The following is a 15,907-nucleotide window of genomic DNA, read 5'->3' as shown; positions in this document are numbered from 1 at the left end:
CAGAACACGCCCTACGAGCCCCGTACGCCACCCGAAACGGCGCGGGGAAGGGGAATGGCCGATCCTTGCGGCTTTGGGCCGCAGCCGGCTCACGGCGCACCCCCGATCGCCGCGCGGGTCGCTCGCGAGTCCAAGGCGTCGAACACGTGGGCCAGGTGCACGTAGTGCGTCCAGTCCGAACGGATCAGCTCGATGTCGTCGGCCATCTTCACGATGAACCGGCGGGCCTGGTCCAGGTGTTCGGTGTCGGTGTCCTCGTCGAGGGTGTCCTCCCCGCCGCCGCCGAGGCCGGCCAGAAGTGACTCGTAGCCCTCGCCGAGCGGAAGGTTCAGCAGCTTGAGCGCGCCCTCGATCGCGTGGGCGTTGCCGCCGAGATCACCGATGATCACCTCGTACGTCAGCGCGGACTTGTCGTCGGTGCCGTCGACGCCGAGGTAGTCGTCGGGCAGCTGCGAGCACACCAGCGCGCGAACCTTGTACTTGCGGCTGTCGCGGGCGATCCGCAGGTTCAGGGTGCGTCCGGCGCCGGTCTGCTCGAGGTACTTGTTCTCGTCGAGAAAGAGCACCTTGCGTTCGTAACGCGGCAGCTCGTAGACGAGCCGGTTCGCCATCCACGCCGCCATATGCATCAGCGGGCCGGCCATCCGCTGCTGCGGGGTCCACTGCGCCGGGTCGGTGCCCTCCGGGGGCAGTTGCAGGCCCGGCATCGTCAGGACCGTCAGGCGCACGTTGCGGTCGACGTCCTCGCCGTCGCCGATGGTTCCCTCCTCAGGGAAGAGCACGCGAGCCTCGGAAAGCTGGGACATCATCGCCAGGTCCTGGTGGATGGACCGTGCGCAGGAAATCAGGTCGGCGTTGGTCTCGTCCTTGCCTTCGCCGATCGTGGCGATGGCGGCGAGGACTTCGCTCAGGTTGTGGCGGCGGTCGCCGCCGACCATGTTCGCCGCGGTCTGTAGAACCGTCTCGGTCCATTGATGTTCGAGACGCGACGGCGTGAGCATCATCTTCAACACCGACACCGCCACCGAGATCCGCTCCGCCTCCGCGGCTCGCAGATCCGCCTCGTACTGCGACTGTGCGGCGGCGACCGGATCGGCGTCGTCGGTGTAGTCCGGGCTCGTCGGGTCGTACTCCGGATCCTCGCGCCGAGGGTCGACGATCACTCGGTAGGGGTTGAGCGATCCCGGACGAGAGGTGCGACCGGTCAGCGCCTGCACTTCGGCGATACCCCGGAACTCGGGTAGCTGCGCAAGCTTCTTCAGCGGCCCCGACGGGTCGAGCACCACACCGTAGGCACCCGCACGCACCGCCTGGTAGACGAGCATGCCAGCGAGGAATGTCTTACCCGAGCCGGGCACCGCGACGATCGGCGTCAGACCGGACTTGTGCTTCTTCTCGTGCGCGGCGAACAGATCCCATACCGCGGGCCGCGGAGCGATCGACGCGGTCTGCCCGACCACGACGCCGGTGCGGTCACCGATCCGGTCACCGACCGCGGCCATGCCAGCCGACAGCGCCTCGACGTTCATCCGCCGGCAGTGCGCGATGTTCGCCAGCGGCTCACCCGGGATGAACTCGCGCAGCAGCTGGTACTGGCCGTGCTCCTGTTCCAGGCGAATCCGCGGCGCGTACATCTCCTGCAGCAGCGCGACTTTCTCCTTTGCCTCCTCCGGCGACGAACCGACGACGAGGACGCGGTACCAGCCCTGGGTGCGTACCGACAGGCCCGAGTGGTCCTCCTCGATGTCGGAGATCACCCGTTGGGCGAGTGCGTGCTGTTCGGCCAGTTCCTGCGGCGGGACCTGGTCGTGTTCGACGGTGTAGTGGTCGAACTGGGCCTCGATCTTCGACGTCAACCGGCGCAGGCTGCGCAGCGTCTGCCCCTTGGTCTTGAGCGAGATCCGCTCGGACCATTCGAGGGGTTCGCCTGACGGATCGCCGATCACCTGCCACGGCAGCATCTTCTCCGGGATCGGCAGCGGCGCCATGCGCCCGACCGTCAGGACGATCGCGTAGCCGGTGTAGTCCCGGCCGCCGACCAGCCCGCGCACCGTGGTGTAGCCGTCGCCGGGGGTCAGCTCGAGGGTGGTGAGGTCTTCGAGCGCGGCGACGTCGGATTCTTCCCAGTCGCCGCCGCCGGAGATCACGCCGTCCGCATCGAGCGGCAGCCCGAGTGTCGCCGAGCGCAGCAACAGGTAGTCCATCTGCGCTGCGGTCGCGGGTTTGGCGTTCACGCCCTGCCCGGACAGGTGCCGCTCGATCGTGGCGAGGTGATCGGCGATCGCCTTCTGCTCGCCGAGGAACGCATCGCGCGCCCACTTGCGCCACAGCTGAGCGAACGTGCCCAGCAGTGGCCAGTCGACGACAGGAACCAGCCACTGCCCGACCGTGTCGAGCCCCTGCGCGAGCACCGAGCGCGGCGGCAGCTCCACTCCCCAGTAGCGGCCCTTCTGGGTCGGGTTGCCCCACAGCATCGCGTGCTGTTGCCCGCGTAGGTAATCCGCCCACGACAACGCACCCGGCACGTCCGGGATCGGATCGGCCCACCCGTCATGCGCCTGCGCCCACTGCCGCACCGGCCACGGTGTGCGCACCAGCCGCCGGTGCAGCCCCGTCACACCGGCCTCGGCGAGGTTCGCCACGACCAACCCCTCGTTCTGGATGTAGCGGCGCTGCTTGCCGACCGGACGCATGTTCCACGGCCCCGGCGGCTGCACGAACCACGCCGTCGACTGCCGGCGCGTGCGAGTGACGTTGCCCTCCACCCCGACCAGCGCGAGCCGCACCGCCTTGCGTTCGCGGTCCGCGCGCTTCTTCGCCGCAGCGGCCTGCCTGGTGAACTCCGCCTCCGGGTCGCTGCGGCGGCCGCGCTTCTTTCCGCGCCGCTTACCTTTCGCGGTGGGTTCTGGCTCCGCGTCAGGTGCGGGGGAGGGGACCACGTCAGGTGTGGGGGCTGCGATGTTGCTGTCCGGAGCCTGTGACCAAGCCAATTCCTGGGCCGGGGCCGGCGTGGCGGCCGATCGGTTCGCCGCCATCGCCGCCGCCCACGACGGTGGCAACGCACCGGGCGGAACGATGACCGGCTCGGGCTCGTCGAAGTTCGGATCGAACAGTGCGGCGATCTCGTTGTCGGGCTGCAAAGTCATCGGGAGGACTCACCTTCGATCGGCGTGACGGCATGCGCGCTGCCGGCAGCGCGGGAAATGGCGGGAATGCGGAGCACGACGGTCTGGCCGGGCTTCGGTGGGCGCGGTGCGTTCAGGTCGTTCCACGCAGCCCGGATCACCGCCCGGACCGGGCGGTCGGCGTTGACGAACTTCGTCACCCGCGCGGTGAGCACGACGGTGATGACCACCATCACGACGAGGGACTTGAAACCCAGCGGCACGTGCACGATGCCGCGGGCGATGACGAAGACGGTGACCATGAATGCGGCCCCGAGCCCGAGCGCCGCGTACCGAATCCGGACGGGCAGGGTGAACCCGGTTGGGCCGAGGTAGTGCTGATCCACCCGGTGCAGCAGGTCGTCGTTGTCGATCACAGTCGGCTCCCTTCGATCGTCGATTGGTGATCGGGCACGGCAGGTCAGACCACTCGGATGCCGAACAGGCCGAGAATCCAGTTGCCGATTCCGGTCGCGGCGCTCTCACTGCTCGCGAGGGAAAAGAACGCGATACCGACGAGCGACAGACCGCCTACGGTGAAGACCTTCGACAGGTTGCCGCGCAGGCCGCCGAGGAGGACGACGCACGCGATCAGGGCGAGGATCGTGAAGATGATGTTGTCGCCGATCCACGCGCGCAGGCCGCCAGTGGTGACTTCGGTGTTCTGGGCGAGTACGTCGACGCTTCCGGGCGGGGTGGTCGCCAGGTCGACGACTGCGGACGTGAGGGACATGAGCACACTCCATCGCTGAGTTCGGTAGGTGCATCTGAATGTGGATGCGCACGACCGTAAGTCGAACTCGCTTTTCATCTCAACGGGGTGTCCGCGCCGGGATCGGGTCATCGGTGCAGGTGAACGGGGGCGGTGCGGCATCGGGAATGTCGTTTCCAGCGATGGGTGCGAAGCGGCGGCGCGGCGCGGCCGGAACGATCTCGATGGGCAGCCGGCAATCAGGCTGCGCGTGGGGGGATTCCCCGCGGTGATTCGATCGATGGGGGCGGCTCGTGTGTCGTCGCGGTGATCAGAGTCAGGCGCTCCACCTGCTCGTCGACCGACCGTCGGGCGGTGTGCGCACTCGGGCAGACGGCGGGTCCAAAGGCCACGCCCAGACGGGCTGTCGCGGCAGGTGCGTAGCGAGCGGCTCGAGCACCCAGTGCGCCGGTGCGTGGAGACAGCGCTCAGATGCGCGGTGAAAACGGCGCCGGATTCGGCGATGGATTTCGGCGGTGGATTCGAGCGCTCGAAAAAGCGCCTCCCAGGCCCACCCCCTCCGGGGGCCACTCCCCCCCGGCGTTCCTTGGGGGGGAGTGTAATCCAGAATTGCGCTCAGCGCCAACGCTATTCGGAACACCCACGTAGAACGCTATGAGCAGTGCTCGAACCAGTGCCGCGGCGAGCGCTCACCACCGGGCATGTCCACGCCTTCCGCAGCGCTCACAACACCACTCGGTCGAGCGGGCGCACCCGTCCGCAGACCCGCGTGGCGAAGTACTCGAAAAAGCACTCGCACGGGCGCTGAATCCCGCGTCCCACATTGCCCCGCAGGGCACTCGGTGAACGCTCCCGCAGAGCGCTCGAACGAGCGTGCCGAACAGCGGTCGACAGAGTCCCCTCGGCGCAGCGGTCGACATACCGATGCAACCACAGCTCACAAAGGCGGTGATCAGAGACCCGTCAAGGGCGCGAGTCGAACGCGTTGAGGGTTCGGCACTCCGGCCTGGAGATCATGCGCGAGAGCGGTGTTCACCGCACCGGCGGGGGTGCGCCGCACGAGGGGGACACCCCGTTGAGGAAAATCACGGGTTTCTGTCACTGTGCTCAAAGACGCCTCCCCGGAAGGCGTTCAGGATCGAAACGATCGAAAGGCACAGGCGGTGAGCGGAAATCACGACCCACTCAAGGACTGGTTGGTCGCGACGTGGCGCGACATCTTCGGCGATTCCGGCGACGGTCGCGGCAACCAGGTCAGGGAGGACGGCCAGCCGACGCGCATCCGCCGTTTTACCCCGCTCTCGCCGATCACCATCGTCGCCGCCGGCCTTGCTGTGTACTCCCCGCGCCTCATGTCGGCGGCCACCGACAACGAGACCGTCGTCGGCGTGCTGACGAAGCTGCACGACTACCGGGTGCTGCTCGTCGCCGCCGCTGCCCTGCTCGTCATCGTCGACGTCCTGCGCCACCGCATGCACAGGTGGTCGCAGATGTTCGAATCGGTGGTCCGACAGGGCACCGGACACCTGCCGAAGAAGATCGTCGTCTCGTTCCCGCCCGGGTGGCGTGTGATCCGACGCGCGACGATCACACTGCACCGCGGCACCGTCATCCGGCCCAAGCAGTTCGAGGAGGTCTCCCGCGCGATCGCGGCCGCGTTCCCCGGCAGTGACAAGTGGGAGGTCAAGGTCCGCCACAAGACCCACCACGACCGCATCATCATCGCCCGTAAGACCATCACCCCGGACACCCGCTCCGACCGCCAGAAGGCCCTCCAGGGCGCGCTCGACGACGCCTCGATCTTCAAGGACCCGAAGGTCACCGTAGAGACTGTCGACGAGGCCGGCGTCGAGACCGGCTACCGGATTGCGTTCGAGAAGTCGATGAACGCAGGCGCCAAAGGCTTCCAGCTCAAGGTCGAAGAAGCTCTCGCCTCCCTGGCGGGGCAGCACGAGTCCGGCCGCAACTGGACCACCGACTGGTACCCCGACAAGGGCTACCTGGTGATGCGTCTGGTCACCGCGATGCCCTCGCGCGTCGACCACCCGCTCGAATTGGTCGACGAGAACTTGCGGCACCTGCCGTATGCGACCGGTGCCGCGGACCGAATCATGTACTGGGATGTGTCAACGAGCTCGAACAAGCCGCATTGCCTGATCGTGGGCCCGACCGGGGGCGGCAAGACGTCGGTGATCCGCACCCTGCTGACCGAGGCCGCCCGCCGCGGAGTTCCGTTCGTCGGCGTCGATCCGAAGATGATCGAACTCGACGGCCTCGAGGGCTACCCCGGCTGCGGCGCGATCATCTACGACGCACTGCGCGCAGCGATGTTCGTGCGCGCGCTGCACACCGAGATGATGGCCCGCAACGCCTACATCCACCAGATGAAGATCGAGGGCTCGCAGCTGCCGCTGATGATCGCGGTCCTCGACGAGTTCTTCATCCTCTCCGGCAAGTGGCAGCGCCTGGCCAAGACCGGCGACGACGAGACCCGCGAACAGCTCAAAGAACTCGACCCGCTCGGTGCGTGGGCCGACCTCGCCGTTCTTGCCCGTTCGGCCGGTATCCGGCTGCTACTCGGGGTGCAGCGCCCCGACGCCAGTTTGTTCGGTGGCGCGTCCGGTAACGCCCGCGACAACTTCGGTACCCGCATCAGCCTCGGCAACCTGTCGCAGGACGGCGCGCTGATGATGTGGGGCGACTCGACCGTGGGCCGCGAGGTCGACACCTCCGTCAAGGGCCGCGGGATCGCGCTCGGCGACGACGGCAACCCCGTCGACGCGCAGATGTGGTGGACCCCCAACGTCGACCGACACCCCAACAAGTGGAACCAGCTCGCCGAGAGTGAGAAGGCGATCATCGACGGCCTCAAACCCACCGAGGCCCCGCAGTTCACTTGCTACTCACAGGAGCTGGCCTCGTTCATCGAATCCGAGCGCGCCCTGGCCAAGCGAGCACGCAAGCACGGCAGTGCTCCCGAGCCGATCGTCATCGGCGCGACCGCCACCACCGACGACGGCCCGTCCGCCACGTCACCGACTGCGGACGCCGCGCCCACCGGCGACGACGACTTCTCGGACGTCATTCCCGCCTCCGCAGTAGTGGCCGGCCAGACCGTCCTCGTCGACGACGACAACGGCGAACTCGTCCCCGTCACCGTCGACTCGGTCGACGTCCGCCGCGGCGCCAAGGGCGAGGTCGCCGAAACCGTCCTGACCGTCGGCACCGGACGTGTGAAGACCCGCATCACCTTCGACGTCACCGGCGTCGTCGTCCTCCCCGAACCCGACCTCGTAGGAGCGCCTGCATGACCGCCGCGAACCCGCCTGAAGGTACCGACATGCATCTGCCCTATGCGACGGCCGCCAACGGTGAAACCGTGTCCTGGAACATCTCCTCCCACGCAGCCGGACCGCACTGCCTGATCGTCGGACCGACCGGGGGCGGCAAGACGTCGGTGATCCGCACCCTGCTGACCGAGGCCGCCCGCCGCGGCATTCCCTTCGTCGGCGTCGACCCAAAGACGATCGAACTCGACGGCCTCGAAACCGAACCGAACTGCGTCACGATCATCGGCGATGCACTGCGTGCCGCAGGGTTCATCCGAGCACTGCACCGCGAGATGCACGCGCGGGTGGGATGGGTTCAGGAGAACCGGGCACAACCGACAGACCTTCAGCCGCTCATAGTCGCGGTCGACGAGTGCTTCATCCTTTCCGGTAAGTGGCAGCGCCTGGCCAAGACCGGCGACGACGAGACCCGCGAACAGCTCAAAGAACTCGACCCGCTCGGTGCGTGGGCCGACCTCGCCGTTCTTGCCCGTTCGGCCGGTATCCGGCTGCTACTCGGGGTGCAGCGCCCCGACGCCAGTTTGTTCGGTGGCGCGTCCGGTAACGCCCGCGACAACTTCGGTACCCGCATCAGCCTCGGCAACCTGTCGCAGGACGGCGCGCTGATGATGTGGGGCGACTCGACCGTGGGCCGCGAGGTCGACACCTCCGTCAAGGGCCGCGGGATCGCGCTCGGAGACGACGGTCGGCCCACTGCCGTGCAGATGCGAGCCCCTGAGCAGACCACGGCAGAACCAACCTTTACGCCGATGACCTGGTACTCGCGGGAACTCCCGAATTTCCTCGACAACGCCTCCCGGGGCGACTGACCTCAGCTCCACCAACACCACCACCGAAAGGGAACACCCATGAGTCGCCGTATCTCCCAGTCGATCACCCCGACTACCGAGGACGTGGCCGCGCTGCGCGGACCGTTCGTTGCCAAGGGTGCGAACGACCCTGTCATCAAATCGCTGCGCGAGTACTTCAAGAGTTCGGTCCCCGCGTGGCTGGCCAAGCTCAGTGAGGAGCAGGAGCTGACCCGCGAGCGGCTCGCGGAGATCCGGGATGCCTCGTCCAAGCGTCGGGTCGTCATCGAAGCGCTGCCTGAGGGAAGCGCCCGTGACAAGGCCCTCGCCGAGCTGGAAACGGCCGAGGCCGTCGTCGACGACATGGACAAGGCGCTGTCCGGGGCCAGTACCTTCGGGGTCAGCTGACGATGACGCCGCCGACCGTTGATGTCGAGATCACCTCCGCGACCACTGCCCGCGCCACCCTGGCGGACGCCGACGTGCCTCCGATGAATTTGGAGTCGAACGAGAGCAAAACCCTCTCCACTGTTGTGCACGAGTTCCTGCACAAGATGGCGCAGACCCAGGGCGCTGACGTTGAGGTCGTCTACCGGACGGGAAAGGACACTCGGTTCCTGACCGTCGGCCCGGACGGGAAGACGGAGGAACGCGCCCCGAGCATGCCCCTGCCGACCGTCACGCAGACCGCGCCCGAACCGGTGGCGGCGGAGCCTGTCTCCACGCCGCCGGGCGGGCCGGTGGTCGTGGCGGCCGAACAGATCGCCTACGAGGCGGCGCCGCCACCCTTCGGTGTCTCCACACCTTCGCTAGTGGGGCAGCGGCCGGCAGAGCCGATCACAGGCCCAATCACGGGCCCGCTGGACGTGCTCCCGCAGCTGTCCGCGCCGCGCGCGAACCCTGCGGTGAGCGACCCTGCTCGGCTCGGTGTGCGTGGCCGACTCAACGCCATGCTCGGACTCAAGCTCGCACCGAAGAAGGACTCGCTCGAGATGCGACTGCGCGATTCGCAGACAACGATCGCCCGCCCGCTCCCCGAGGACGCAGTGATCACCTTCGCCAACCTAAAGGGCGGCGTCGGCAAGACCCCGATGTCGATCAGCCTGGCCGAGACGCTGGCCGAGCACCGAGGCCCCGCCACCGTCACGTGCATGGACCTCGGCGAAGTCGGCGGCAGCTTCGCTGATCGCGTGGCCGTTCCTCCAGCCACGGGCAAGGACGTGGTCGGCCTGCTGGCCGCGGTCGACCCGGCGGCCACCGATGTCCGGCCGTCCACGCTTGCCCGCTACCTGACGCGTCAGCCGTCCGGCTCCGACATCATCGCCGGGCGGGACGGGGCCGACTCGCCTCTGAGCTACGACGACGCCGCAGCGCTCGGGGCGATCCTCGGCCGGCACCGCGACGTCCTGGTCGCTGACACCGGAAATTCCAGCCATGACGGGAGTTGGCGCTGGGCAATCACGGCCGCGCACGCGGTGATACTCCCGGTTCCGCTGCGCCGCGACGCCGCCGCGGCCGCCCAACGCACCCTCGCCACGATCGCAGCAGTCCGGCCCGACGTTCTCGCCCGCACCGTCGTGGTCATCACCGCTGGGCCCGGGGACGTGCCGATGGTCGAGACCGAGGTTGTCAACGCGCTCCCCGCGCTGCGGGTGTGCCGGATGCCGTTCGAGCCGTTGTTCGCCTCCGGCGAGCGCATTGCGCTCAGCCAGTTGCGGCGGGAGACGCAGGACGCGTTGACCGTGCTCGCGGCCACCGTTGTCGACCTGATGGCGGGTGCCGTGGGCTGATGCGCTGGCCCGGCCAGCCAGGTCGGGAGTGACCGTCCTACCTCCGATCCTTCCCATTCCATGAAGATCCGGCCCTCCCACGAGGGGCGAACCCAGATGAAAGGCGATGCTCGATGAGCAACGACATCAACACCGGTAACCGCGCCGCCCGCCGCGCCCGGCACCGCCGCCGCAGCGCCACCCAGGCCGCCACCGCGCTCGCGGTCATCGCCGCTGCCCTGGCCTCCGGAATCGCTCTGTCCCCGTCCGCATTCGCCGACCCGATCCAGGGCGGTGTCACGGGCGGCGAGACCCAGGAAGGTGTCACCGGAGGAGACACCCAGAGCGGAACCACCGCCCCGACACCGGCACCCGAGCCCGAGACCGCATTCGTGCCGCAGATCCCGGCGGAACCGGTGTACTGGGTTGATCCGCCCGCCGAGTACCAGAACATCGAGTACCAGCCGCTCCCGAACTACGACTACGACACCAATGCCTATGTCGAGCCGGAGAACTACTACCTCGCGCCGGTGGCGTTCGACCAGCTGCACCTGCCGACCCCGGTGGAGCCGACCGCACCGTTCATCGCGCCCCGAGACACCCTTCGTCTGGGTGAGCTGCACATCAAGCAGCCGAACTGGATCAGCGACCTGGACAGGGACCGCACCAACAACACGATGTCGGTGGTCCAGGCCGGGGTCTCGACCGGTTGGCGGTCGATCGGCGTGGACACGAACCGGGCCGACCGAATCGCCGCCGCACAGGTCGGCGCCGGCGCGCTGGGAGTGGTCACCGGTGCTGCTGCCGCCGGTGTTCCTGCTGCCATCGCCGGCGGGGCCGCTGTCGGCACCGTCGCAGGACTCGTGGGCGCTACCGCAGGCAACGCGTTCATCCCCGGCATCGGCTGGGCACCGGTCGGGGCCATCGCGACCGGCGCCGGTGCTGCGGCCGGGGCCGCCGCATTCGGGCTTCCCGCGGCAGCGCTCGGCGGCGTCGTCGGCGGAGCGGTCGCGGTCGCCGCGGTCACCCCGATCGCCGCCGGGGACAAGGGCGAACCGAAGGAGATCGAGGTCCCGGACATCGACTCCGAAGCTGTGACCGCCCAGACCGAGACCGTGCTCACCGACTGGGAGAACTCCGGCCCGGTCGGTCAGGCCGCCGCCGACGCCGTCCAGGACACGGCCCTGGCTGCGCCCGCGATCGACCAGCAGGCCCGCGACTTCGTCGCTGCCCAGCCCGGCGGCGAGCAGATCATCGAGCAGGTCGATGGCGCCCTGAATTCGTTCTTCACCGACGCCACCCCTGGCCTGGCCGGAAACCTGTTGTCGGGCGCCATCGGTGGCGGCATTCCGGCAGCGAACTGAAACCACAAAGGCGGGTGCGCACCATGAAGAAGCCGACCCTCGGCCGATCGACGCCGCGGCATCCGGCCGTGATCGACCTTCTCGGCACCACACCCACCGCCGACCACCCGCCGGGCGCCCGCACCACGGCGCTCGGCGGCCCGGCCACACCACCGCCCCCACCCCGGTCGCCTCTACCGCCGGCCCGCGGCGGCCGCGGGCCGGGAAAGAAGACGATTGCCACCGTCGCAGCGGTCGCCGTCGCTGTGGCCGGCGGGGTAGCCGTCATCCACCTGTGCAGCGGAGACAGTGAGACCGCGTCTACCGCGGCGACAACCAGCGCCACCACCACAGCAGCTGACGAGAACGGACTGCCCATCCTCAACCTGCCCGAACCCGAACAGGCCGAACAGACATCCACGTCGGACGGGGAATGCCGGGCCGACCGCGGTGACCAGAAGAGCGGCGCGGGCGTGATCGCAGCGTTCAACCACGCCTACTACAGCCAGCGCAACGGCGAAGCCGCCCGCGGCCTCGCAACCCCCACCTCCTCGGTGCTGCCAGGTCCCGAGCTGCAGAAGGTCATCGACGCGGTCCCGATCGGCACCAACTATTGCCTCCGCACCGTCGAACTGTCCGACGGGGTCTACCTCGTCGATCTGTCCGTGATGCAACCCGCCCAGCCGGTCAAACGCGGCACCCAGACCGTGACCACCCACAAGGTCGACGGGCGCTGGTACGTCGATGTTTTCACCTGAGTCCCTGGCCCGGCGGGAGTGCTCGCTGCCGCCAACGAACCCGACCGAACGGGGACGTAGTCCGGGCGGAGCGCTCGACCACCGGCCACGGTTCAGACCTACCGCCAAGGTTGGCCGCCAGCCGATCTACGAAAGGAACGCATGAACAGCTTCTCGATCCTGCCAGGTCGCCCGTCATCGCCGGTGATCCTGCACGTACCGCACGCCTCCCGCACGATTCCCCCGCACGTCCGCGCACAGCTGCTGCTCGACGACGCGGCACTCGACGCCGAACTGGACGAGGCCACCGATACCGACACCGACCTGATCGCCACACTCGGCGCCGACCACGCCCGCACCCATCCGTGGATTGTGAAGAACGCCTTGTCCCGACTGGTCGTCGACCCCGAACGGTTCCCCGACACCTCTGAGCCGGCCACAGTCTTTGGCCGCGGTGCCGTCTACACCCGCGCCTGCAACGGAAGGCGGCTTAGGGGCGAACCATTCGCCGCCGCCGAGGCACTTCTCGACGAGTACTTCCGTCCGTACGCCCGCGCTGTCGCCGAGCTCGTCACCGACCGCATCGCTGCATGCGGACGAGCAGTGATCATCGATGTGCACTCCTACCCCAAACGCCCGTCTGGATTCGAGAACCCGGTCGCGGCACGACCAGCGGTGTGCATCGGCACGGATCGCCTTCACACACCGGACTGGTTGACGAGCGCAACCCGCCGGGCCTTCCTTCCTCTCGGGGAGATCGCTGAGAACACCCCCTACGCCGGGTGTTACGTGCCACTCGGCCGCTACGGCCACGACGAACGCGTATCCGCCGTGATGATCGAGCTGCGCCGCGACACCTATCTGCCCGATGATGGTCGCCCCGGCAAACATTCGGTCGCACAGCTCGGCACGTACCTTGCCGAACTCATCGACACCGCAACCGAGGTTGGCGCCGATGTGTAAACCCAAGCCCGGACCACGCTGCACCCCGCACATGCGCAACCGCCTCACCCGCGCCGCGACGCGGCTGACCGAAGCCCGCCGCGACCTCGACGCCCAACCCCACGCCGTCCACCTCCAGCAACGGCTCAACAAGGCCGAATCCAACCACGCCGAAATTCAAGCCCTCTACGACGCCACACCCGGTGGCCAACAAGAACTACGGTCGGCGATCAAGAGCGAAGCCGGGCCCGCCCGAAGCGACCTCGAGCGCCGCTTGGCTGCAGGTGACAGACTGCGTGCGAACCAAACTGAAGCACTGAGCCGCGCCCGAAACACTGGGAACGATGTTCGAACCGAAGGAGCTGACAGCCATGAATCACGAGCCGATGACGCAGGAGCGCAGGGAAGCGTTCTGGCGGAAGTACCGGTGGACACCCGATCTGCTGCCGGAGCAGCGCAAGGCGATCGAGCAGGTCTGGACGGACGAGAAGATCGAGGAAGCCGAAGCCCTCGGCTTCTGATTGGTGACCGCCGCGTCGACCCGCTCGCCGCATACAGCCGGCCCGACTCCGAGAAAGCCGACTTCGCTGCGCGCGGACTGTCCAGCCCGACGCTGTACGAGCTATCGTCGTCGGATGCGGATCTGTACCGCACCCAAATGCTGGAACTGACCAGCAACAACCGCTACGCATCCTCGGTGTACGTCTATGACGAGAATGAATACGCCGAAATGCGGATGCTGGTCACCGAGGATGGAAAAGCTGGCGTCGCTCTGAAGGACGATGAAGTCGTCTCGGTGTTTTCCCACAACGATGGCGCGCATCCCAACGCGGCACCGTCGATGCTGCGCCAGGCCACCGTCCTCGGAGGGAGGCGACTCGACTGCTTCGACACGGTTCTGCCGAACATCTATGCCGACGCCGGATTCGTCCCCGTCGCCCGGCTGGCATGGAACGACGACTACGCACCCGACGGCTGGGACTATGACACCTACCGCCGCTACAACAACGGACGGCCCGACGTGGTGTTCATGGCCCACGATCCAGCAGCGGTCGGCTCACTGTATGACCCGGCGGCCGGTGCGTACGTCAGCGACTACGACGACGGTATCGCTGCGGCGAAGACCTACCGAACCACCACGGCGGAGATGTAGCGGCCGGCGCCGCGTCGGCAGTGAGATACCACCGAAGGACGGGCAGGACGGGATCGGCACCTCACGGCCATGCGCCTGGGCGGCACATTTTTCTTCCGCGGTGGTCGCAGCAACAGCCGCACCAACGCGGTGCTCGCCGCGGTTGCGGCGAAGCAGTGGCCTGATCCCCGCAGCAGACGGCGCTGCCGTCGTCCGACAGGTGACGCTATCGGGGCGTGATCGCGGTAGCGCGGATGGTCCTGTGAGCCCTTGTTCGTATAGGCGGGTGGAGGTCGGGTCGTCGCTGCGTGAGCGTGGGGTGACCTGCGTAAACGGTGGCCGGACCCGTACACTGTGGGCACCGACCGCATCGGTAGTTGGCCTGAGCGATGAGGGAGCGAGAGATGACCGTCGTCAACATGAAGCACCCGACAGAAGCTCATGCAGGCCGCCATCCTGAACAAGGTCGAGCGCGAGCATCTGCCCCTCGACACCGTCCGCGTTCGCCGCAGTCTGCAGAGTGTCCGCGAGCATGTCAGTCGCAGCCCGTACTTCACCGACTTCCTGGATCGGTGGGAGCGAATCGTCGAGGACAACGACGTCGAGACCCTTCGTCGGATCGTGGAGTCGGATGACGAGACTGGGAACGAGATGCGCAACCTTTCCCCGCTGCACGTGCTGCTGACCGAGGATGAACGAATGAAGGTCCTCGATGATCTGCGTGAGCTCGTCCTGAAGTGAACCGCGAGGAGCTCGAGCACGTCATCGAGGCAGCCTGCGCGAACCTCGACGAGGGTCAGGTGATTGTCTTCGGCTCCCAGTCGATCCTCGGGACCTACGACGAAACGGAGTTGCCGGAGTACGCGACTTTGTCGCGTGAGGTCGATGTTTTTCCGCGGAGCGGCATCGACGCTCCGGCGTCGCCGGCAGTGGTGGAAAAGATCCTCATCCTCAACGGACGGCTTGGTGAATGCTCACCGTTTCATGAGTCTTTCGGCGTGTACGTCGAGGGGATCCACAAGGGATGTAGTGGTACTGCCGAAGCAATGGGACAACCGCTGGTCGCGGTGGAGGTTCAGGACGGGTCGGAATACGGGCGGGCGGGCTTTTGTCTCGATCCCGTCGACCTGTGTGCGTCCAAGGCGATCGCTGGTCGCGAGAAGGACCGCGTGTTCGTGGCGGCTCTCGTGGAGGACGGGATCGTCACTGCCACCCAGATTCTGGGCGGAATCGACAGTTACGGGATCGAGTGGCCCGACACCTATCCTGTTCCGCGGCCTCAGCCGTGGGGCGATGAGCGTGGTTGTTCCGATCAGCGCGGTCTGCGGCATTGCCGTGCCGGTCCTGATGGGAGTCGCTGCTCTCGGTGAGCGCCCGTCCACGCTGTCCTGGCTCGGCATCGTGATCGCGGTTCCGGCACTATGGCTGGTCGCGCACACCGGCACTCACGCCGGACCCGCGCTGCCGGCCGCCGCCCTCGCCGGCCTCGTCGCGGGACTCGGCATTGCGGTGCAATATGTTGCGTTGGCGCAGGTCGGCGCGGGGTCAGGATTGTGGCCCGTTGCCGCTGGGCGGGTCGCGGCGATCCTCACCATCGTGCCGCTGCTGCCGACTGCGCGAGGCACACACATCCGGTGGTCCCTTGTCCCCGCGTTGGCCGCCGGCTTCACGGGCGAGGCAGCGGCACTGATCGCTTACATGCTCGCCACGAGGGAGCACCTCGTCGTGGTCGCGGTTGTGTTGTCCTCCCCCTACCCGGTCGTCCCCGTCTGCTCGGCGTGACCGTTCTTCGAGAACGCTTCATCCCGAGACAGGCAGCCGGGCTTCTCGTCGCCGCGTCCGCGGTCGCCTTCTCACCACCAGCTGACCCCTTTCGAGCGCACCCAATTGCGGCCGCCACACACCACCGGGCGACGGACCCCTCGGCCGGTAGACCGGCTGGGTCGTAGACCATGGTCGGTAGGTCTGGT

Annotated in this window: 14 protein-coding genes and 1 pseudogene; 12 read left to right on the top strand and 3 right to left on the bottom strand. The window is 67.7% G+C overall.

The window, feature by feature from the left end; genetic code table 11:
• Nucleotides 1-89 precede the first annotated feature (89 nt).
• The 3 genes from ROP_RS38865 to ROP_RS38855 are packed head-to-tail and all read right to left on the bottom strand — an operon-like array spanning nt 90 to nt 3,897.
• The gene (locus ROP_RS38865; RefSeq protein WP_012687086.1) at nt 90-3,146 is read right to left on the bottom strand and encodes an ATP-binding protein; all 3,057 of its coding nucleotides are present in this window, start codon (nt 3,144-3,146) and stop codon (nt 90-92) included.
• Complete coding sequence (locus ROP_RS38860) at nt 3,143-3,541, bottom strand: hypothetical protein (protein ID WP_012687085.1); 399 nt, start codon at nt 3,539-3,541, stop codon at nt 3,143-3,145. The genes ROP_RS38865 and ROP_RS38860 overlap by 4 nt, the downstream gene beginning before the upstream one ends.
• 44 nt (nt 3,542-3,585) lie before the next feature.
• Nucleotides 3,586-3,897 carry a hypothetical protein gene (locus ROP_RS38855; RefSeq protein ID WP_043827431.1) on the bottom strand — a complete coding sequence of 104 codons (312 nt, stop codon included), beginning with the start codon at nt 3,895-3,897 and terminating at the stop codon, nt 3,586-3,588.
• A gap of 1,142 nt (nt 3,898-5,039) precedes the next feature.
• Here ROP_RS38855 and ROP_RS38850 point away from each other — a divergent pair.
• The 12 genes and pseudogenes from ROP_RS38850 (at nt 5,040) to ROP_RS38800 (ending at nt 15,719) form a co-directional block, all read left to right on the top strand.
• Nucleotides 5,040-7,187: an FtsK/SpoIIIE domain-containing protein gene (locus ROP_RS38850; protein WP_012687083.1), complete on the top strand. Its 2,148-nt coding sequence runs from the start codon at nt 5,040-5,042 to the stop codon at nt 7,185-7,187.
• 32 nt (nt 7,188-7,219) lie between these two features.
• Nucleotides 7,220-8,017: pseudogene (locus tag ROP_RS38845) on the top strand (FtsK/SpoIIIE domain-containing protein); the annotation flags it as partial.
• Between the two features lie 57 nt (nt 8,018-8,074).
• A complete protein-coding gene (locus ROP_RS38840; protein WP_012687081.1) occupies nt 8,075-8,422 on the top strand; it encodes a hypothetical protein in 348 nt (115 codons plus the stop codon).
• 2 nt (nt 8,423-8,424) lie between these two features.
• Nucleotides 8,425-9,804 (top strand): ParA family protein, encoded by a 1,380-nt coding sequence (locus ROP_RS38835; protein ID WP_012687080.1) that lies wholly within the window; start codon nt 8,425-8,427, stop codon nt 9,802-9,804.
• 113 nt (nt 9,805-9,917) lie between these two features.
• Nucleotides 9,918-11,147 carry a hypothetical protein gene (locus tag ROP_RS38830; protein ID WP_012687079.1) on the top strand — a complete coding sequence of 410 codons (1,230 nt, stop codon included), beginning with the start codon at nt 9,918-9,920 and terminating at the stop codon, nt 11,145-11,147.
• Between the two features lie 23 nt (nt 11,148-11,170).
• Complete coding sequence (locus ROP_RS38825) at nt 11,171-11,884, top strand: hypothetical protein (RefSeq protein ID WP_167315996.1); 714 nt, start codon at nt 11,171-11,173, stop codon at nt 11,882-11,884.
• A 141-nt stretch (nt 11,885-12,025) separates the two neighbouring features.
• On the top strand, nt 12,026-12,826 hold the full coding sequence (locus tag ROP_RS38820) for an N-formylglutamate amidohydrolase (RefSeq protein WP_012687077.1): 801 nt from the start codon (nt 12,026-12,028) through the stop codon (nt 12,824-12,826).
• Nucleotides 12,827-13,149: 323 nt separating this feature from the next.
• Complete coding sequence (locus ROP_RS43670) at nt 13,150-13,326, top strand: hypothetical protein (protein ID WP_012687076.1); 177 nt, start codon at nt 13,150-13,152, stop codon at nt 13,324-13,326.
• A gap of 137 nt (nt 13,327-13,463) precedes the next feature.
• Nucleotides 13,464-13,958, top strand: coding sequence for a hypothetical protein (locus ROP_RS38815; protein ID WP_012687075.1), 495 nt, complete (start codon nt 13,464-13,466; stop codon nt 13,956-13,958).
• Nucleotides 13,959-14,378: 420 nt separating this feature from the next.
• Nucleotides 14,379-14,678, top strand: coding sequence for a hypothetical protein (locus ROP_RS38810; RefSeq protein ID WP_012687074.1), 300 nt, complete (start codon nt 14,379-14,381; stop codon nt 14,676-14,678).
• Nucleotides 14,675-15,307 carry a hypothetical protein gene (locus ROP_RS38805; protein ID WP_012687073.1) on the top strand — a complete coding sequence of 211 codons (633 nt, stop codon included), beginning with the start codon at nt 14,675-14,677 and terminating at the stop codon, nt 15,305-15,307. Before ROP_RS38810 ends, ROP_RS38805 begins: the two co-directional genes overlap by 4 nt.
• Nucleotides 15,285-15,719, top strand: a complete 435-nt coding sequence (locus ROP_RS38800; RefSeq protein ID WP_158306535.1) for a hypothetical protein — start codon at nt 15,285-15,287, stop codon at nt 15,717-15,719. Before ROP_RS38805 ends, ROP_RS38800 begins: the two co-directional genes overlap by 23 nt.
• The last annotated feature ends 188 nt before the right edge of the window (nt 15,720-15,907 follow it).

The organism is Rhodococcus opacus B4 (assembly GCF_000010805.1).
GTDB classification, from domain to species: Bacteria; Actinomycetota; Actinomycetes; order Mycobacteriales; family Mycobacteriaceae; genus Rhodococcus_F; species Rhodococcus_F opacus_C.
Note: the sequence above shows the minus strand (reverse complement) of the source record. Positions and strands in the feature narration are given on the sequence as shown.